This window comes from Aliivibrio sp. S2TY2 (genome assembly GCF_028765525.1).
Lineage (GTDB): Bacteria > Pseudomonadota > Gammaproteobacteria > Enterobacterales > Vibrionaceae > Aliivibrio > Aliivibrio finisterrensis_A.
Genome location: NZ_JARACS010000018.1, coordinates 15,071 through 33,661 on the forward strand (window position 1 = coordinate 15,071; position 18,591 = coordinate 33,661).

Genomic DNA, 18,591 nt, shown 5'->3' on the forward strand with positions numbered 1-18,591 from the left:
TAAAAGGCTCCAAAGCCAAAGGACTTGGAGCCAATTCACAATTATAGCAAATAAAACTTATTTAATTCGCATTTTTTTGATATCGCCTTCGCGAGTCACAATAACAAAGCTATCTTCCACCAAAATTGGGGATACTGCGATACCGTCACTGTCAATCTCTTGCTGAGACATAAACAACCCGGTATCTCTATCCAACCAATGTAGGTAGCCTTCACTATCAGCAACTACGATGTAATTATCAATAATCGTTGGCGATGTTAACTGGCGGTATTCAAGCTCTTCATTATTCCAAAGCTCGGTACCACTTCGTGCATCAACAGCTACAACATGATCTTTTTCTGTCACTAAGAAAAGTCGCTTTCCATCTGATGACATATTCATCGCTGATGAGTAATTACGTTTCCAAACAGGTTGCCCTGTACGAAGATCTAATGCGATTAACTGACCATTGTAGCCAATGGTATATAAGCGCCCACCTAAAATAAGTGGAGATGCATCAACATCAACGAGGCGATCAATTTCTGTTGCCCCTTTTGGTGTACCTACTGGTTGTTGCCATAATAGCTGACCTTTAGAGATCAAAGCGGCTGCTAAACGACCATTAGACATTCCCCAAAAAACACCACCTGAGATACTCACTGGTGCACTGTCACCACGAAGGGTTAAGTTAGGCACTTCACTGTTAATTTGCCATTGTTCTACACCCGTTTCAGCATCAAAAGCAACCAATGCTCCACGACTTGTATGAATAATAACATAACCTTCATCAGCTAATGGTTTTGCAAGTACTTCACCATCCACTTTCTCACGCCATAATTCTTCACCCGTCTCTGCATCAAGAGTGATAAGCTCACCATTCTCAGAACCAATAAAGACCTTGCCGTATGTCAGTGTTAAGCCGCCAGATAATCGAGCGGTATCATCTTGCTCTAAGTCTTGCTCCCAAATTGTTTTACCATTTTCAGGATCAAGCGCTTTAACCAAACCATCTCGACTTGCAACATAAACTTTTTGATAAGCGTAAACTGGCGTTAAACGAGAAAAATAATGCCCAACGCCATCTCCAATTGAACTTGTCCATTCCGTAGTTGGTTCAAATTGATTTTGAACAACAGGAACCGGTGCCATTACGATTGTATCTTCTTCACTCGCACAGCCAAAAAGCATCGAGAAACCAAAGGTACATAATGCCGCTTTTTTTAACACCTTACGCATTCAGTTGTCCTTACTCTGCTAAATCATCCAGTTTCATTTGAACCGCTTGGTTCATACCAGCTTGCAGTGCCTCTGTATAAGCAGAGCGAGCTGTTGCTATATCACCTTGACGAAGTGCAATATCACCTTTAACTTCAGCAACACGAGCAGCCCAACTTGCAGGTTTCACTGTTTCTAGTGTTGTTAGTGCTGCATCAAATTCTTCTTGTTGTGCTTGAATACGAGCAATTCGAATTTGTGCCGTAGCAATCAAAGACTCATCTTTGCTGTTACTTGCAATCCAATTTAACTGCGTTATTGCATTATCAAGTTGGCCAGCTTCTACTTGTACCTTTGCTAGCTGAAGAGCCGCTAAAGTTGCGTATTCGCTTTTTGCATTTGCATTAATAAACGCTTGAGTTGACTCAGCGGCTTCTGCACCAGATGCTTGCAATGTCGTTAATGTTTTCTCATAAGACATTGACGCTGTATCTTTTGCTTCAATTTGCGCCGATTGGTAATATTTCCAACCTAAAATGGCACCAATGCCAACAACGCCACCAACAACGACTGCCTTGCCATTTTCTTTCCACCAACTTTTAATGGCTTCAACTTGTTGTTCTTCAGTTTCGTAGGCTTCCACGTCCTATCCTCTTAAATCAAATCAGCTAATTTTGCGAATACGTCTGTTTGAGCTAAAGTTTCTTGCTCGCCAGTTCGTAAATCTTTTACGTTAACTGTCTGCTCAGCGACTTCACTCTCACCTAAGATAAGAGCAACTGCGGCACCGGCATTATCAGCACGTTTAAATTGTTTTTTAAAGTTACCGCCACCAAAGTGGCACATTACGCGTAAGCCTGGTACTTGTTCACGTAGGGACTCAGCCAGTTTCATACCAGCCATTAATGTACCTTCGCCAGACGTCACCATGTACACATCAACTGAACGACGAACGTCAGTTAATTCTAATGTTTCCATTAGTAATACTAAACGCTCTAGGCCCATAGCAAAACCAACCGCTGGCGTTGCTTTACCGCCTAGTTGTTCAACTAGACCATCATAACGACCACCGCCACATACCGTGCCTTGAGCGCCTAAACTTTCAGTAATCCACTCAAAAACAGTACGGTTATAATAATCTAATCCACGAACTAAACGTTCATTAACTTGATATTGGATACCAGCAGCGTCAAGTAGTTCACATAATCCAGAAAAATGTGCTTTTGAATCATCATCTAAGTACTCAGATAACTTAGGTGCATCACCTAAAATTGCTTGAACATCTGGGTTCTTTGTATCTAAAACACGCATTGGATTAGTGTGCATACGACGCTTACAATCTTCGTCTAATACATCTAGGTGTTGTTCTAGAAAAGCAATAAGTGCAACACGATAGTTAGCACGCGCTTCTAATGAACCAATCGAGTTTAACTCTAAGCGAACGTGTTGATCGATGCCTAATTCACGCCATAAACGCGCTGTCATCATGATCAATTCAGCATCAACATCAGGGCCGTTCAAACCAAATACTTCAACACCAACTTGGTGGAATTGACGGTAACGACCTTTTTGAGGGCGCTCGTGACGGAACATTGGGCCCATGTACCATAAACGTTGCTCTTGGTTGTACAGTAGACCATTTTCAATTCCTGCACGAACACAACCCGCAGTCCCTTCAGGACGAAGCGTTAAGCTATCACCATTACGGTCTTCAAACGTATACATCTCTTTTTCAACAACATCAGTAACTTCACCGATAGCTCGTTTAAAAAGATTCGTTTGCTCAACGATAGGCATACGAACTTCGTTATAACCGTATGCACTGATAACGCGTTTTACGCTATTTTCAACTTTGTGCCACAATGGCGATTGTGTTGGAAGGCAGTCATTCATGCCTCGAATTGCTTGGATTGCTTTAGCCACGTTCACTTCCCAATGGGTTTATTTATATCTACAATTAATCAGTCTATCTGATTAATATCAATTTGGTTTTCTTTTGATAACGTTGCTGCTTTAGCACGAATTTTTGCTTCTAATTTATCCACAATATTATCATTATCAAAACGCTCTTTCTGACGTATGCCATCTTCATAGAACGCACTTTTGCGGTTACTTCCCGCAATTCCCATATGCGAAACTTCAGCTTCACCAGGGCCATTTACAACACAACCAATAAGAGATACATCCATTGGTGTGATTAAGTCTTCTAAACGCTGCTCAAGCTCATTAACCGTTGCGATCACATCAAACTCTTGACGAGAACATGTAGGGCAAGCAATAAAGTTAATGCCGCGAGAGCGAATACGCAATGATTTTAAGATATCAAAACCAACTTTGATCTCTTCAACAGGATCTGCTGCCAAAGAAATACGTAGTGTGTCACCAATACCTTCAGATAATAGTAACCCTAAACCAACAGCTGACTTTACAGAGCCTGCGCGCGCACCACCAGCCTCAGTAATACCTAAATGCAGTGGTTGAGCGATTTGTTTTGCTAACAAGCGGTATGAATCAACTGCGAGAAATACATCGGATGCTTTAACGCTGACTTTAAACTGGTCAAAGTTCATTTTGTCCAATATATCAACATGTCGCATTGCTGACTCAAGTAACGCTTCTGCTGTTGGCTCTTTATATTTAGCTTGAATGTCTTTTTCTAATGAGCCGCCGTTAACACCAATACGAATTGGAATATTTTTATCACGAGCACAATCAACAACAGAGCGAATACGTTGCTCATTACCGATATTACCCGGATTAATACGTAAGCAATCTACGCCATACTCGGCAACTTTTAGTGCAATACGATAATCAAAATGAATATCAGCAACTAAAGGGACTGAGACTTGTTGTTTAATTAGCTTAAACGCCTCAGCAGCATCCATTGTGGGTACTGAAACACGAACAATGTCGGCACCGACTTTCTCAAGTGCTTTAATTTGAGCAACTGTCGCAGCAACATCAGTCGTTAACGTGTTTGTCATTGACTGAACTGCGATCGGAGCGCCATCTCCAATAGGAACATTACCCACATAAATGCGAGTAGATTGACGGCGTTTAATTGGGGATTCTGTATGCATGGAATCAACTCATTATTGAGGTAGGGTTAATCGTGCAACTTTACCGGCAGGATATGCAGATAAATCAACAGGTTTACCTTTATAAGTTAATGTTACGGCACTTGGAGCACCAATAACTAGTTTATAAGGCGCTTTACCTGTCAGTTTTAGTGTTTGATTTGCTTTTTTCACGCCTGAGTATAGACGGTTATTTGCTGCGTCCTGAACTTGTAGCCAACAATCATTATTAAAGGTCATTAGTACATCTTCAGCAATTGCTACTGGCTCTACTACTGCGACTTTTTCTTCAGCTTTTGTTTCTGAAGTTGCATCTACTGCTTCATTGGTACTTACGTCTTCTGCAATAGGTGCTTCAAGTTCTTCAGGAGCTGTTTCTAATTCTGAAAGTTTAGTATCAACCTCAAGAGCATTCGTCTCATTAAGCACTGAATGTTCATCTGTAGCGCCATCTTCACCAGTCGTGCTTTCTGTCACTTGAGTTGGTGCTTCAGATGTCACTTCTGTAATTAATTCTGCGTCTTGTTTGCTCTCTAATTGAGCTTGCTCTTGCCACCACCACAAAACAGACATACTAAGAATTAACGCAAAAATAACCCATGTCAGTTTCATTATGCGGTTATCGTGTTTTTCTCTTTTCGTTTTACGAGAAAAACTCTGCATATCATGCTCTTCTATCAATGCTTTACCTAATTGGTCTAAAGCATTTAATACTTTGATTTCAGGCACATTGACAATTTTGGCATAAGAACGATAGTAGCCACGAGTAAACGTCGCTAATTTACCCATATCAAATTGATCAGCTTCAATTTGCTGTAAAACTTCAACGCGTAAACGTAAACGTGATGAGATATCTTCAAGTGATAACCCTTGCTCCTCACGCGCTTCTTTAAGTAACAAGCCTGGAGCTACCAATGTTTCTACTTTTTCTTCAATATGTTCAATCGTCATAATTTATATAATTCTGATATTCTGTTGAGTCTGGATACTCTTTCCCGAGAATATTTACGTATTTTTTAACCAAATGCGTATTGCCTGCTTTTTTTTCTAATTCTATGAGTAAGCTTAGGCTAACGGGTTTGTATCCATACTTCTTAGTAAATTTAAACAGCGCAATTCTCGGTTCTGAATAGTTACCTTCATCAATATTCAATTTAGCCAATTGAAGGGTGGAACGAACTCGATTCGGATCATGAGCCAGTGAGCGCTCAAAATACGTTTTTGCTGTCACTTTATCCCCACTACTTAATGCGCACATGGCTGCATTTTCATAACTTGCCGAAACAAGGTAATAGTAAGGTTGGTCTATTGCTTGAGCAAACTTCTGTTGAGCTTCCTCATAACGGCCATTTTTACAAAGAAAAACGCCGTAGTTATTTAATACATTACCATTTTTTGATGAAGAACGTAATGCTCGTTTGTAAGCCTTTTCAGCTAATGCATCTTCATCTACTTGTTGGTAATAATAAGCGAGGGAAGTTTGAGAGCGGTAATAGTCGGGAGCGTATTGTACAGCCAGTTCCAAATTTTCACGGGCTTTGATCATATTGCCCGCATTTAAATAGCTTAATCCAAGGGTAATTCGAGCTTCAGCAGCTCGAATTATCTCTTCTTGGGTCATGTCATCGGCTTCATTTACCGTGACACAACCAGCACTGATTAACACTCCAATTGTTAATAGTGCCGCACTCCATTTTCTCATACTGCCTTCCCTTGCTGTTATACATCAAGGTTAAACAGTTTTAACAGGGATAGCCTCACCTTGCTGTTTAACTTGAGTACGTTTAGTTCTATCGATTACATCACCCACTAATTGACCACAAGCAGCATCAATATCATCGCCACGAGTTTTACGAACGGTTACCGTAAAATCGTATTCCATTAGTGTCTTCATGAATCGATCGATACGTGAATTACTTGGCTTTTTGTATGGTGACCCAGGATATGGGTTAAATGGAATCAAATTAATCTTTGCAGGGGTATCTTTTAGTAATTCTGCGAGTTGTCTTGCATGATTCATATCATCATTAACATGATCTAAAAGGACATACTCTACCGTTACACGACCACGGTTAGCATTTGATGATGCAATGTATTCGCGAACGCACGATAAAAATGCATCAATATTCCAACGATCATTGATTGGCATGATTTCGCTACGTAGTTCATCCGTTGGCGCATGAAGAGAGATCGCTAATGCTACATCGATTTTCCCAATCATTTGCTCTAAGCCAGATACAACACCTGAGGTCGATACCGTTACACGACGCTTAGATAAACCAAAGCCTAGATCATCAAGCATAATTTCTAATGATGGAATTAAGTTTTTCATATTAAGCAACGGTTCGCCCATGCCCATCATTACAATATTTGTAATTGGACGACGACCAGTTTCTTTTTCTAAACCAATTTCACGAGCTGCACGCCAAATTTGGCCTACAATTTCAGACACTTTAAGGTTACGGTTAAAGCCTTGTTGAGCAGTTGAACAGAATTTACATTCCAATGCACAACCTACTTGAGAAGATACGCATAATGTAGCACGGTCACCATCAGGGATATAAACCGTTTCAACATCTTGATCGCCGACTTTCATCGCCCATTTGATGGTGCCATCAACCGAATGCTGAGCTTCTGAAACATAAGGGGCGCGGATCTCACACTTGTGCTTTAGTTTTTCACGAAGTTTTTTGTTGATGTTGTTCATTTGATCGAAGTCATCACAACCAAAGTGATACATCCACTTCATGATTTGATCGGCTCTGAATGCTTTCTCTCCTAATTCCTCAGAAAAAAATGCTCGAAGTCCTTTACGATCAAAGTCCAGTAGATTGATTTTAGCTGTAGTCATGTTGCCTCTCTGATAAATAACATCACCGCGAATATCGGGCGCAGAATTGTACAAGTTTTGAGAGAATATTACTAGAGGGTCGAGGTTTAAAGCGGGTGTATGATTAATCTGTTATAGAAAAGAAAAATTTACTGTATTGACTATATTATTTTAAATACCAGACTAACAGCAAGCTCCTCTGAAACCTTCAAGGGAGCTTGCGACCGATCTGAATCCTTAATCCTTTATTCTGCTGGACGTGGACAGATTTCATCTTCAGCAAAGAAGTAAGCAATCTCGCGTGCTGCAGATTCAGGACTGTCTGCACCATGAACTGAGTTATGACGCATGCTGATTGCATAATCGGCACGCAATGAGCCACAGGCAGCGTCTTCTGGGTTAGTCTTACCCATTAGCTCACGGTAGCGAGCCACCGCATTTTCCCCTTCTAATACCTGTACCATTACTGGGCCAGACATCATGTAAGCGACTAGATCATTAAAAAACTCTTTACCTTCATGCTCTGCATAAAAGCCTTCTGCTTGTTCTTTAGTTAAACGAAGCATTTTAGCAGCAACGATTTGCATACCTGTTTTTTCAATACGACGGTAAATAGCACCAATTAAGTTACGCTTAACGGCATCCGGTTTTACAATTGAAAAAGTACGTTCTATTGTCATTCTACTTTCCTTTAGGTTTCTTTTACTTCTTATATTAATTTCTATCAGCTCTCATTTATCATATAAAATGCTGATAGAAATTACCCATTAAAAAAGAAGACCGAGCGAGCTCGATCTTCATTTTAATTACTTAGTTAATATATTAGCAAGTGTTCTAACACCAACGCCTGTTGCCCCTGCTGACCATTTATCTGATGGCGCGGTACGATACGTTGCCGAACAGTCCATATGCATCCATCCCTTCTGATAATCTTCAACAAAGTAAGATAAGAAGCCGGCTGCTGTACTTGCTCCTGGAGAATATGCTCCTGAGCCAATATTAGCTAAATCTGCAAAGTTTGACGGTAACATAGTACGGTGAAATTCCATTAACGGTAAACGCCATAGTCCTTCATTTTCTTCTTGAGCTGACGTTAATGCTTTTTGGCTCAACTCATCATCAAAGCTTAATAAAGAATGGAAGTCATTACCCACCGCCATTTTTGCTGCACCTGTTAATGTTGCACAGTCAATAATAAGTTCTGGGTTTTGTGCTGAGGCAAACTGAAGACCATCAGCTAATACTAAGCGACCTTCTGCATCAGTATTTAAGATCTCTACTGTTTTACCATTTTTATAGGTAATGATATCGCCTAGCTTTAATGCTCGGCCTGAAATCATATTTTCAGCACAGCATAAAATCAATTTAACGCGCTTATCTAAACCACGAAGAATCGACATTGCAAGACCAGCTGTTGCTAGCGCAGAGCCTCCCATGTCGGCTTTCATTGACGCCATGCCGCCAGAAGGTTTAATGCTGTAACCACCAGAGTCAAAGGTAATACCTTTACCTACAAGACACGCAAAAACAGGAGCATCAGCATCGCCAGTTGGGTTGTAATCTAGCTGCAGCATCGCTGAAGTACGCTCAGAACCACGACCTACCGCGTAAATACCTGTCCAACCTTCCGTTAGTAAGTCTTTATCTTTAATTATTTTAGCCGTTACAGTTCCGGCTGGTGCAACTGATTTAATAAACTCAGCAGCCATTGTGGTAAGTTGACGAGGAGCGACTTCTTCCGCCGTCTTATTAATAAGTTCACGAGTCCAGTTAGTTGTTAATATGCGATCATTCAGCTCTTTTTCATCCGCCTCAACAAGTGCGGCCCAAGTAACGTCATTATTGCTTTTTGAATCACGAAAACCCTGAACAAAAGACCAAATAGACTCTAAATCCCACTCTGGACCTTGCAGCTCAACAGCAACAAGACCTTGAATTGCTAGCTTTCGAGCAGCACGCTGAATTGCGCTATAAACATCACTATCAGTACAGTGGATCACTGCGCCCTCTGCAGTAAACGAAAGCGGTGCATTTTCACCCCAATGAGCAAGAGCAGCGATTGATGAAAGTTGTACCGTCATCTTTTGTGACATGATGAATCTCCTTTAAGCACGCAATAACTCCATACAATCAGTAGGTGAATTCTACTGATTACTTATATTGCGCTAATACTATGGGTATACTCGAACAAAATGTTCTTTTTATCTAATTTGCCTACTTTATACAGGCGATACAAGGCATTTCACTAAAATCTAAGAGATCGATCCAACCACTCGATGGGAATTTAAACCTTATTAATGAAATACCGATGTAACTTCGAATAACTTATACCATTCTGGATAAGTAGTTGTTCAGATAATTGCTTAGGAAAAATCGATTAGAGCAAGGCATAAATTACAGTAACTAGTGGATCTAATTACACCTAATTTTTGCAATAGAAAGGTATAACGCTGATATAATCGATTTTAACAAGCAAGAATGATCAAATACTTATGTAGATTGGTATTAATCCCACTCATCCATCCAGCACAGGATAATCGCTTCCAATACCTTTTCACCTGAGTGCTTAGGGTCGTCATCGAAGTCTTCCAAATCCAATACCCACTGGCACAAATCAGTAAATCGCACGGTTTTGGGATCAGTATCAGGGAACTTCTCTGATAACTCAATTGCGATGTCTCTTGAATCTATCCATTTTAAACTCATCATAAACTCCTTTTTTATGCGGCTATAAGCAATAAAAAGGGCAAGTTTGAGGAGGTAATTACTTACGTCTCAACACTTGCCCTCTTAATCTATTTTAGAATCGAAAGATTAATGATCTTCTGATGCTAAGTTTAGTGTGTATTTTGGAATTTCTACCACTAAGTCTTGCTTAGCCATTCTTGCTTGGCAACCAAGACGAGACTCTGGCTCTAGACCCCACGCTTTATCCAGCATGTCATCTTCAAGCTCATCACTCTCTTCAAGTGAATCAAACCCTTCACGAATCACAACATGGCACGTTGTACATGCACATGACTTTTCACATGCGTGCTCAATAGCGATGCCATTTTTAAGAGCAACGTCTAAAACCGTTTCCCCTTCATTTGCTTCAAGTACCGCCCCTTCTGGGCATAACTCATCGTGTGGTAGAACAATAATCTTTGGCATTTCTATACCTCATCAATAGATTGACCGGCCAATGCAGCGCGAATAGAGGCATCCATTCGGCGCGCGGCAAACTCTTGGCTTGCTGCATCAGCTTGTTTTATTCCATCTTCAATTGCTTGCGTATCTGTACCTTGACGTACGACGATTAACGCCTCAATTGCTTTTAAAATTTCTGTTTGTTCTTCTTTTGATAACAATGCATCACCATCACTATTCAAAGCAACAACCAACCCTTCAATAACACGATCGGCTTCTACCTGTTGCTCTGCTAATGCTCTCGCTTGCATATCTTCTTTAGCGAATGTCATCGAGTCTTTCAACATATTTGCGACTTCATCATCGCTTAAGCCATAAGAAGGTTTAACTTGGATATGAGATTGAACGCCAGTGCTTTTTTCCATTGCGGTAACAGATAAAAGCCCATCAGCATCAACTTGATAAGTCACTCGAATATGTGCAGCACCCGCAGTCATCGGCGGAATACCTTTTAATGAGAAGCGAGCAAGTGAGCGACCATCTTCTACCATCTCACGTTCACCTTGAACAACATGAACCATCATGCCCGTTTGACCATCTTTAAAGGTGGTAAACTCTTGTGCTTTCGCTACTGGGATCGTGGTATTACGTGGAATGATCTTTTCAACCAAACCACCCATGGTTTCGATACCAAGAGACAGTGGGATCACATCAAGCAACAGCATTTCTGCGTCTGGTTTATTACCCACTAAAATATCTGCTTGAATAGCAGCACCAATGGCTACTACTTGATCAGGGTCGATACTGGTTAATGGGGTTTTATTGAAGTAGTCACCAATAGATGTACGTACAAATGGAGTCCGCGTTGAGCCACCAACCATCACCACTTCCATAACATCTTCTGCGGTAATATCAGCGTCTTTTAATGCACGACGACACGCCATTAATGTTTTCTTAACTAAAGGCTGAATCAACTGATTAAATTCAGTAACAACAAGAGTGCCTGACCACTCTTTAAAAGAAATATCTGCCGACTCAGCATCAGAGAGCGCCACTTTAGTTTCTGTTGCTAACGTCAATAACTCACGCTGTTCTTGTTTAGAAAGGGGGGTACTTACTCCGGCCTGATCTTTAATCCAATTCGCAATAGCATGATCAAAGTCATCACCACCAAGTGCAGAATCACCACCGGTTGCTAATACTTCAAATACGCCTTTAGACAAGCGCAAGATTGAAATATCGAACGTACCGCCACCCAGATCATAAACAGCAATAACACCTTCTTGGCCTGAATCTAAACCATATGCAATTGCTGCAGCTGTTGGTTCATTTAATAGACGAAGAACATTTAAACCAGCTAATGTCGCTGCATCTTTAGTACCCGCACGTTGCGCATCATCAAAGTAAGCAGGAACGGTAATAACCACACCTTCCAACTCATCACCTAATGTCTCTTTTGCTCGACGAGAAAGAGACTTTAAGATCTCTGCAGAAACTTGAACAGGATTAACCTCACCTTGAGCAGTTTGAATAACGGGTAAACCATTTTCACTTTCAGTAAATTGATAAGGTAAATCAGGGTAGCGAGCTTGAATATCTTTTAATGAACGGCCCATCAGTCGTTTTACTGAAATAATGGTATTTTGAGGATCAGAAGCAGCTGATGAATACGCATTAGCACCAACACAAATCTTATTGTCTTGATACTGTACAACTGATGGCAGGATCACATTACCTTTCAAGTCTGGTAATGTCTTCGCTTCACCACTTCGAACTGAAGCAACCAGAGAATTAGTCGTACCTAAATCAATACCCACCGCCAATTTATGTTGGTGTGGTGCAGCACTTTGTCCTGGTTCAGCAATTTGTAGTAACATGAAAATATCCTTCGTCTATTTCAATTAACCTTTATTGGGTTAACCTAATAATTTGTCTTCTAACTGTTCGACTTCGTGATTCAGTTTATCAATAAACTTCAGCTTTCGTACACTTTGAGCGGCTTCTTGCCAAATTTCACTCTCTAATTGCTGCTGCAATAGCCCTAATTGCTCTTTACGCATAACTGATACGTTCTCAGCAAAATCAAACAATGCACTTTCAGGATCAGAGCTTGATGGTAACGATTCTAACTCCTCACGAAGCTCCATCTGTTGCATCAAAAACACAGGATCTTGCATTGTGGTTTGCTCACCACGAATATCATGACCTCGCTCTGATAGCATGTACTCTGCACGAGTGACGGGGTTTTTAAGCGTTTGATAAGCATCGTTGATTTGCGCTGCTTTTTGAATAGAAAGCAAACGGTCACGCTCAGAAGCGGTCGCGAAGTTATCAGGATGAAAACGCTTTTGTAATTCTCGGAATTGAAGAGAAAGAAGGCTACCATCCAGTTGAAACTGGTTTGGTAGCCCAAATAATTCAAAATAGTTCATAGTTAACGTGATGCTCTATACGTTGAAACTTTCACCACATCCACATTCACTTTTTACGTTTGGATTGTTGAACTTGAATCCTTCATTTAGACCTTCTTTTGCAAAGTCTAATTCTGTGCCATCCATATAAGCTAAGCTTTTAGGATCAATGATGATCTTTACACCAAACTCTTCAAACACTTGGTCTTCTTCATTTAGTTCATCAACAAATTCAAGAATATATGCCATACCAGAGCAACCAGAGGTTCTTACGCCTAAACGTAAACCAATGCCTTTTCCTCGGCTTTCAAGAAATGTTTGTACACGGTTTGCCGCAGATTCGGTTACTGAGATGGCCATACTACAACCTTTACTATATTTGTTTTGTGGTCATGGAGGTCATTAGTAAATAATGACTTAATTTAATAATAAAGCGCCGTATTTGTACCTATAAGTACAAATTGACGCTTTATAAAACAACTGTAATCTTAGTGCTTGTTACGGTAATCAGATACCGCCGCTTTAATCGCATCTTCCGCTAAGATTGAACAGTGAACTTTTACAGGTGGAAGTTCAAGTTCTTCTGCAATTTCAGCATTTTTAAGTGCTGCAGCTTCGTCAAGAGTTTTACCCTTAACCCACTCGGTAACCAGTGAGCTTGACGCGATTGCTGAACCACAACCATATGTCTTGAATTTTGCATCTTCAATGATGCCTTCAGGAGACACTTTGATTTGCAACTTCATTACGTCACCACAAGCAGGAGCACCAACCATACCGCTACCTACTGACGGATCATCTTTTTCAAATGAACCTACGTTACGTGGATTTTCGTAGTGATCGATTACTTTTTCGCTATAAGCCATGATAAATACCTCTAAATTCTGGAACGTCCGTGTTAGTGGTGTGCCCACTCAACCGTGTTTAAGTCGATGCCTTCTTTGTACATATCCCATAATGGAGACATATCACGCAGTTTGTTTACTGCTTGGCTGATTTGTGCAATAGCGTGATCAATTTCTTCTTCTGTCGTATAACGACCAAATGAGAAACGAATCGAGCTGTGTGCTAATTCATCATTTAAACCTAACGCACGTAATACATACGATGGCTCAAGGCTTGCTGATGTACACGCTGAACCTGAAGAAACCGCTAAGTCTTTCAGTGCCATTAACAGTGATTCACCTTCAACAAACTCGAAACTGATATTTAAGTTATGTGGTACACGCTGGTCTAAATCACCATTAATGTGTACCGCTTCCATATCTTTAACGCCATCAAGCAGACGATCGCGCATCGCTAAACAATGGTCATAATCTTTTTGCATATCTTCTTTTGCGATACGGAATGCTTCACCCATACCCACAATTTGATGCGTTGCTAATGTACCAGAACGGAAACCACGTTCATGACCACCACCATGCATTTGCGCTTCTAAACGAATGCGTGGTTTACGACGTACGTATAATGCACCAATACCTTTAGGACCATATACTTTATGTGCTGACAGTGAGATTAAATCCACTTTCATTTCTTGTACATCAAGAGGGATTTTACCCGCTGATTGCGCCGCATCAACATGGAAAATAATCTTACGTGAACGACACAGTTCACCAATCGCAGTGATGTCTTGAATCACACCGATTTCATTGTTTACATGCATGATAGAAACAAGCACGGTATCTTCACGCATCGCAGCTTCTAATTTTGCTAAATCAACAATACCGTTTGATTCTGGCTCAAGGTAAGTCACCTCATAACCTTCACGCTCAAGCTGACGGCATGGATCAAGAACCGCTTTATGCTCTGTCTTACAAGTAATGACATGTTTGCCTTTCTTGTTATAGAAATGCGCAGCGCCTTTAATTGCAAGGTTATCTGATTCTGTAGCGCCAGATGTAAATACGATCTCACGTGGATCGGCATTCAATAAAGCCGCAATATTATCACGAGCTGTATCTACCGCTTCTTCAGCCTGCCAGCCGTAACGGTGTGAACGTGATGCTGGGTTACCAAAGCATCCATCCATTGTCATATGTTGAACCATTTTATTCGCTACACGCTCATCAACAGGACACGTAGCCGAATAATCAAAGTAAATTGGCAGTTTCATTTTCATCTCCGATAATACAGACGTTTGACCGTCAAAGGCGGACATTAACACCCACAGAATTTGTTAATTTTGAACTCGTTACTAGCCCATGATTTAAGGCTGCATCGATGTTTTGTCTATCTGATACTTGTTGAACTTCATTATCTATCATGAGTTCACCAAGTGTTATTCCATCTAAAAAGCTACTGATGCGTGAGCTTAAGTCACGCCATAGTGTGTGCGTTAAACAACGCGTCCCACCTTGACAGCCTTCTTTACCATGGCATTTAGTTGCATCAACCGATTCATCAACTGCTGAAATAACCATTCCAACCGCAATTTCTTCAGGTTTTAATCCTAAGCGATAGCCACCGCCTGGACCTCTTACGCTGGCAACTAAACCGGCTTTACGTAATCGAGAGAATAACTGCTCAAGGTAAGATAATGAAATCCCTTGTCGCTCCGAGATATCTGCAAGTGGCACAGGCCCTTCTTGCGCATGCAGTGCAACGTCTAGCATTGCTGTTACTGCATATCTTCCTTTCGAAGTTAATTTCATACGTCACCTCATATCCACACTATTCGTATGGAATGAGTCTCCCATACCTGACTGTTTTGGTCAAGTATTTATCCGACTATTTTGGTCAGGTATTATTATTTGCTTATATTTTCGTCTTTTATGCTTCTTTCTACCGCGGTTAAAATCCCACGTAAGGTACGCAATTCATGCGTTTCAGGTCGGCAACGGTTAAACATTCGACGCATTTTATTCATCACCTGACCCGGATGCGCCTTATTAATAAAGTCGGTATCCGTCATCACTTTTTCAAGGTGCTCATAAAATAATTCTAGTTCGAAGTTTAAAGGGTATTCCGATTCTTGTGATTCACCTTTGTAAGCCTGGCTATCTAACCAAGCCACGCGAGCTTCATAACTGATAGTTTGAACAGCCATTGCTAAATTTAATGAACTGTATTCAGGATTCGCTGGAATGCATACATGGAAATGACATTTCTGTAGCTCTTCGTTAGTCAGCCCTACTCTTTCTCGGCCAAAAATAAAGGCAATTGGGTGCGATGGCGCTTCCTCAATAGCTTTTACACCAGCTTCTCTTGGCTCAAGCATTGGCCACTCAAGTGTTCTTGAACGCGCACTTGAACCAATCACTAAACCGCAATCAGAAATCGCCTCATCTAATGTATTAACTATGCGTGCGTTATTCGCAATATCACTTGCGCCTGCTGCTAATGCAATAGCTTGGCCGTCAACTTCACATTCAGGAGCCACTAATACCATATTAGTTAAGCCCATCACTTTCATTGCACGAGCTGCTGAACCAATGTTTCCTGAGTGACTAGTGCCAACAAGGACAATACGAATTTTATCTAACATGTTATTTTTCCATCTGATGAAAAGAGCCGCCGGATACTACCATAAAGCAATCTACCTTGCTTCTTTATATGTCCGAGATTTTTAACCTTAACTCGCTTTTTTTATAATAAAGACATCAACTGAACAAAAAATAAACGCTTCCTTTTAATAATTAGTTTGTGTATACTCGCGGCCGATTTCTGTTCTTTAACATCTTTTGGGATATAACTATGCATCCAATGCTAAATATTGCTATACGTACTGCGCGTAAAGCCGGTGACTTTGTTGCTAAATCTTTTGAGCAAGCTGACAAAATTGAAACAACAAAAAAAGGCAATAACGAGTTTATTACGAACATCGAAAACGATGCTCAATATATGCTTGTTGATATGATCAAGAAATCTTACCCTGATCACAGCATCATTTCTGAAGAGTCTGGCCTAATCGAAGGCAAAGACGCTGACGTTCAATGGATCATTGACCCATTAGATGGCACGACTAACTTCGTAAAAGGTATTCCACACTTCTCTATCTCTATGGCAGTTCGCATTAAAGGCCGTACAGAAGTGGCTTGTGTATACGATCCAATCCGTAATGAATTATTCACTGCTCAACGTGGTGCTGGTGCTCAACGCAACAACCAACGTATTCGTGTTAAAGAATTAAAAGACATGAACGAGACAATTCTTGCAACGGGTCTTCCTTACCGTCAAAAACAACACGTTGAAAGCTACTCAAAAGTACTAGGCGCGATGTTTGTTGAATGTTCTGATATCCGTAGCTCTGGCTGTCCTTCTCTAGATTTATGTTACCTAGCGGCAGCTCGCATTGACGGTTTCTTCGCTCTTGGCCTTAAGCCTTGGGAGATGGCTGCAGCAGATCTAATCGCTCGTGAATCTGGCGTTATCTGTACTGACTTCTCTGGCAACACTGAATACATGAAGACTGGCGGCCTAGTTGCTGGTAGCCCACGTGTTGTTAAGTCTATGCTTAAGAAAATCCGTGAAAACGGCAGCGAAGCAATGGCTAAATAATCTTAATTGATTATCAAGATTTGAATTAAAAATCTTAATTAAAAAAAGGGAAGTGAGTTTATCTCACTTCCCTTTTTTATTGCCTGTAACGTAATTAGCTATAATACCATTCTGGATAAGTAGTTGTTCAGATAATTGCGTAGGAAAAATCGATTATAGCAAGGCATAAATTACAGTAACTAGTGGATCTAATTACAAAATTTATAACGCAGATATAATCGATTTTAACAAGCAAGAATGATCAAATATTTATGTAGATTGGTATAACTCAACATCCCAACCAAACTCGGCCATTAATCTCTGCCACGTTTCATCAACGTTTGCTTTTATTACTATATTTTCACTAGTAATTGGATGAGTAAAACTCAGCTCTGATGCATGTAATAACAAACGGTGGCTATCCAAATTCTCTTTGAACAATCGATTATGCTTGCCATCACCATGACTCGTGTCACCTACGATAGGATGACGTAAATGAGCCATATGACGACGAAGCTGATGCTTTCTCCCCGTATGAGGCTTAAGCTCCATTAAACAATAACGGCTGGTTGGAAATTTACCCGTTGAATAAGGCAGCTCTACTTTAGCTAATGGTTTGTATTCCGTTACAGCTTCCTTCGCTTCCACTTCTTTTGAGGCTTTTTTATCGGCAATTTTATCCAACTCTTTTTTAAGAGGATAATCAAGCGTATCTGCTTCTTCTATCCAGCCACGAACAATCGCATGATAGGTTTTCTTTATTTCTCTGCTTGCAAAAAGCGGAGATACTTGTGCCGCAATCTCACTTGATAAAGCAAAGAATAATATTCCTGATGTTGGTCTATCTAAACGATGTAACGGAAAGACATGCTGACCAATCTGATCGCGTAATGTCTGCATCGCAAATACCGTTTCATGTTTATCCAGCCACGAACGGTGTACTAACATTCCTGCAGGTTTATTAATCGCAATTAAATGTTCATCACGATACACAATTTCAAGCTCTATTGGCTCGACATGTTCTTCTAATAATTCGCCATTCACTGCGATATTTTCTTCTGTATTCACTTCATTTACCTAATGCATCAATGGCATGACATAAGCGTACAATCTCGTTATACCCTTCTATCTCTTTTAATGCTTCTTCAATATAAGGCGCAATTGAGAATCCTTTTGGTGTTGGTTGTCCATTCTCAATTAGATAATTCATTTTAGGGATAAAAATCCACTGTAACCACTCTGATGCAGACAAAGTATCAATAGCAAATGGCTCAGTACTTGATAAATCGGCTATGGATGGTGACGTAAGTTGCCAATGCCCATAATGCTCTAATTGCTGAGCTAACCGCTCTAATAATGTTGATAATTCTAACGATGTCGTCATATCCGATAAAACTCGCACTCTCTGATACTTTTAATGACAAAGGATACCATCTTATCAAGGCTTGGGTATAATCACGACATTACCCATAGA

General features: G+C 40.5%; 21 protein-coding genes. 1 reads left to right on the forward strand and 20 read right to left on the reverse strand.

Going from position 1 to position 18,591, the window contains the following annotated elements:
* Positions 1–57: 57 nt before the first annotated feature.
* The 18 genes from bamB to trmJ form a co-directional block, all read right to left on the reverse strand.
* Positions 58–1,215, reverse strand: a complete 1,158-nt coding sequence (gene bamB / locus PVK63_RS18675; protein WP_130047252.1) for an outer membrane protein assembly factor BamB — start codon at positions 1,213–1,215, stop codon at positions 58–60.
* A gap of 10 nt (positions 1,216–1,225) precedes the next feature.
* Positions 1,226–1,837 (reverse strand): YfgM family protein, encoded by a 612-nt coding sequence (locus PVK63_RS18680; RefSeq protein WP_130047253.1) that lies wholly within the window; start codon positions 1,835–1,837, stop codon positions 1,226–1,228.
* An 11-nt stretch (positions 1,838–1,848) separates the two neighbouring features.
* Positions 1,849–3,117: a histidine--tRNA ligase gene (hisS, locus tag PVK63_RS18685; RefSeq protein ID WP_130044652.1), complete on the reverse strand. Its 1,269-nt coding sequence runs from the start codon at positions 3,115–3,117 to the stop codon at positions 1,849–1,851.
* A gap of 38 nt (positions 3,118–3,155) precedes the next feature.
* On the reverse strand, positions 3,156–4,274 hold the full coding sequence (gene ispG / locus PVK63_RS18690) for a flavodoxin-dependent (E)-4-hydroxy-3-methylbut-2-enyl-diphosphate synthase (RefSeq protein ID WP_130044651.1): 1,119 nt from the start codon (positions 4,272–4,274) through the stop codon (positions 3,156–3,158).
* 12 nt (positions 4,275–4,286) lie between these two features.
* Positions 4,287–5,222, reverse strand: coding sequence for a cytoskeleton protein RodZ (gene rodZ, locus PVK63_RS18695; protein WP_130088054.1), 936 nt, complete (start codon positions 5,220–5,222; stop codon positions 4,287–4,289).
* Positions 5,212–5,973, reverse strand: coding sequence for a type IV pilus biogenesis/stability protein PilW (gene pilW, locus PVK63_RS18700; protein WP_130047256.1), 762 nt, complete (start codon positions 5,971–5,973; stop codon positions 5,212–5,214). Before pilW ends, rodZ begins: the two co-directional genes overlap by 11 nt.
* Before the next feature lie 30 nt (positions 5,974–6,003).
* The gene (locus PVK63_RS18705; protein ID WP_060993652.1) at positions 6,004–7,122 is read right to left on the reverse strand and encodes a bifunctional tRNA (adenosine(37)-C2)-methyltransferase TrmG/ribosomal RNA large subunit methyltransferase RlmN; all 1,119 of its coding nucleotides are present in this window, start codon (positions 7,120–7,122) and stop codon (positions 6,004–6,006) included.
* Positions 7,123–7,346: 224 nt separating this feature from the next.
* Entirely contained in the window at positions 7,347–7,781 is a 435-nt protein-coding gene (gene ndk, locus PVK63_RS18710) for a nucleoside-diphosphate kinase (protein ID WP_130044648.1), read from the reverse strand.
* A gap of 126 nt (positions 7,782–7,907) precedes the next feature.
* A complete protein-coding gene (gene pepB, locus PVK63_RS18715) occupies positions 7,908–9,194 on the reverse strand; it encodes an aminopeptidase PepB (RefSeq protein ID WP_130088055.1) in 1,287 nt (428 codons plus the stop codon).
* A gap of 412 nt (positions 9,195–9,606) precedes the next feature.
* On the reverse strand, positions 9,607–9,807 hold the full coding sequence (gene iscX / locus PVK63_RS18720; protein WP_130088090.1) for a Fe-S cluster assembly protein IscX: 201 nt from the start codon (positions 9,805–9,807) through the stop codon (positions 9,607–9,609).
* A 108-nt stretch (positions 9,808–9,915) separates the two neighbouring features.
* Positions 9,916–10,254, reverse strand: a complete 339-nt coding sequence (gene fdx, locus PVK63_RS18725; protein ID WP_130046423.1) for an ISC system 2Fe-2S type ferredoxin — start codon at positions 10,252–10,254, stop codon at positions 9,916–9,918.
* Between the two features lie 2 nt (positions 10,255–10,256).
* On the reverse strand, positions 10,257–12,107 hold the full coding sequence (gene hscA / locus PVK63_RS18730; RefSeq protein WP_130088056.1) for a Fe-S protein assembly chaperone HscA: 1,851 nt from the start codon (positions 12,105–12,107) through the stop codon (positions 10,257–10,259).
* A 39-nt stretch (positions 12,108–12,146) separates the two neighbouring features.
* A complete protein-coding gene (gene hscB, locus PVK63_RS18735) occupies positions 12,147–12,662 on the reverse strand; it encodes a co-chaperone HscB (protein ID WP_130088057.1) in 516 nt (171 codons plus the stop codon).
* Positions 12,663–12,677: 15 nt separating this feature from the next.
* Positions 12,678–13,001, reverse strand: a complete 324-nt coding sequence (iscA, locus tag PVK63_RS18740) for an iron-sulfur cluster assembly protein IscA (RefSeq protein ID WP_130046420.1) — start codon at positions 12,999–13,001, stop codon at positions 12,678–12,680.
* 128 nt (positions 13,002–13,129) lie between these two features.
* On the reverse strand, positions 13,130–13,507 hold the full coding sequence (gene iscU / locus PVK63_RS18745; RefSeq protein WP_045101377.1) for a Fe-S cluster assembly scaffold IscU: 378 nt from the start codon (positions 13,505–13,507) through the stop codon (positions 13,130–13,132).
* A gap of 32 nt (positions 13,508–13,539) precedes the next feature.
* Positions 13,540–14,754: an IscS subfamily cysteine desulfurase gene (locus tag PVK63_RS18750; RefSeq protein WP_130046419.1), complete on the reverse strand. Its 1,215-nt coding sequence runs from the start codon at positions 14,752–14,754 to the stop codon at positions 13,540–13,542.
* A gap of 31 nt (positions 14,755–14,785) precedes the next feature.
* The gene (gene iscR / locus PVK63_RS18755) at positions 14,786–15,292 is read right to left on the reverse strand and encodes a Fe-S cluster assembly transcriptional regulator IscR (RefSeq protein WP_130047260.1); all 507 of its coding nucleotides are present in this window, start codon (positions 15,290–15,292) and stop codon (positions 14,786–14,788) included.
* Between the two features lie 95 nt (positions 15,293–15,387).
* Positions 15,388–16,125, reverse strand: coding sequence for a tRNA (cytosine(32)/uridine(32)-2'-O)-methyltransferase TrmJ (trmJ, locus tag PVK63_RS18760; protein WP_130046417.1), 738 nt, complete (start codon positions 16,123–16,125; stop codon positions 15,388–15,390).
* A 209-nt stretch (positions 16,126–16,334) separates the two neighbouring features.
* Here trmJ and suhB point away from each other — a divergent pair, with 209 nt between their 5' ends.
* Positions 16,335–17,138, forward strand: coding sequence for an inositol-1-monophosphatase (suhB, locus tag PVK63_RS18765; RefSeq protein ID WP_130047261.1), 804 nt, complete (start codon positions 16,335–16,337; stop codon positions 17,136–17,138).
* A 249-nt stretch (positions 17,139–17,387) separates the two neighbouring features.
* On the opposite strand, the gene truC is transcribed toward suhB, so the two are convergent.
* Together truC and PVK63_RS18775 are read right to left on the reverse strand one after the other, a co-directional pair.
* Positions 17,388–18,185 (reverse strand): tRNA pseudouridine(65) synthase TruC, encoded by a 798-nt coding sequence (truC, locus tag PVK63_RS18770; RefSeq protein ID WP_130088058.1) that lies wholly within the window; start codon positions 18,183–18,185, stop codon positions 17,388–17,390.
* A 1-nt stretch (position 18,186) separates the two neighbouring features.
* Positions 18,187–18,501 carry a YqcC family protein gene (locus PVK63_RS18775; RefSeq protein WP_130046414.1) on the reverse strand — a complete coding sequence of 105 codons (315 nt, stop codon included), beginning with the start codon at positions 18,499–18,501 and terminating at the stop codon, positions 18,187–18,189.
* Between the last annotated feature and the right edge of the window lie 90 nt (positions 18,502–18,591).

Bases quoted from the DNA above. Each gene is read 5' to 3' on its own strand.
- iscX (WP_130088090.1), bottom strand. From the start codon at position 9,807: ATGAGTTTAAAATGGATAGATTCAAGAGACATCGCAATTGAGTTATCA.
- PVK63_RS18750 (WP_130046419.1), bottom strand. From the start codon at position 14,754: ATGAAACTGCCAATTTACTTTGATTATTCGGCTACGTGTCCTGTTGAT.
- iscA (WP_130046420.1), bottom strand. From the start codon at position 13,001: ATGGCCATCTCAGTAACCGAATCTGCGGCAAACCGTGTACAAACATTT.
- PVK63_RS18705 (WP_060993652.1), bottom strand. From the start codon at position 7,122: ATGACTACAGCTAAAATCAATCTACTGGACTTTGATCGTAAAGGACTT.
- ndk (WP_130044648.1), bottom strand. From the start codon at position 7,781: ATGACAATAGAACGTACTTTTTCAATTGTAAAACCGGATGCCGTTAAG.
- trmJ (WP_130046417.1), bottom strand. From the start codon at position 16,125: ATGTTAGATAAAATTCGTATTGTCCTTGTTGGCACTAGTCACTCAGGA.
- ispG (WP_130044651.1), bottom strand. From the start codon at position 4,274: ATGCATACAGAATCCCCAATTAAACGCCGTCAATCTACTCGCATTTAT.
- pilW (WP_130047256.1), bottom strand. From the start codon at position 5,973: ATGAGAAAATGGAGTGCGGCACTATTAACAATTGGAGTGTTAATCAGT.
- suhB (WP_130047261.1), top strand. From the start codon at position 16,335: ATGCATCCAATGCTAAATATTGCTATACGTACTGCGCGTAAAGCCGGT.
- rodZ (WP_130088054.1), bottom strand. From the start codon at position 5,222: ATGACGATTGAACATATTGAAGAAAAAGTAGAAACATTGGTAGCTCCA.
- hscB (WP_130088057.1), bottom strand. From the start codon at position 12,662: ATGAACTATTTTGAATTATTTGGGCTACCAAACCAGTTTCAACTGGAT.
- bamB (WP_130047252.1), bottom strand. From the start codon at position 1,215: ATGCGTAAGGTGTTAAAAAAAGCGGCATTATGTACCTTTGGTTTCTCG.
- iscR (WP_130047260.1), bottom strand. From the start codon at position 15,292: ATGAAATTAACTTCGAAAGGAAGATATGCAGTAACAGCAATGCTAGAC.
- hscA (WP_130088056.1), bottom strand. From the start codon at position 12,107: ATGTTACTACAAATTGCTGAACCAGGACAAAGTGCTGCACCACACCAA.
- fdx (WP_130046423.1), bottom strand. From the start codon at position 10,254: ATGCCAAAGATTATTGTTCTACCACACGATGAGTTATGCCCAGAAGGG.
- iscU (WP_045101377.1), bottom strand. From the start codon at position 13,507: ATGGCTTATAGCGAAAAAGTAATCGATCACTACGAAAATCCACGTAAC.
- PVK63_RS18775 (WP_130046414.1), bottom strand. From the start codon at position 18,501: ATGACGACATCGTTAGAATTATCAACATTATTAGAGCGGTTAGCTCAG.
- pepB (WP_130088055.1), bottom strand. From the start codon at position 9,194: ATGTCACAAAAGATGACGGTACAACTTTCATCAATCGCTGCTCTTGCT.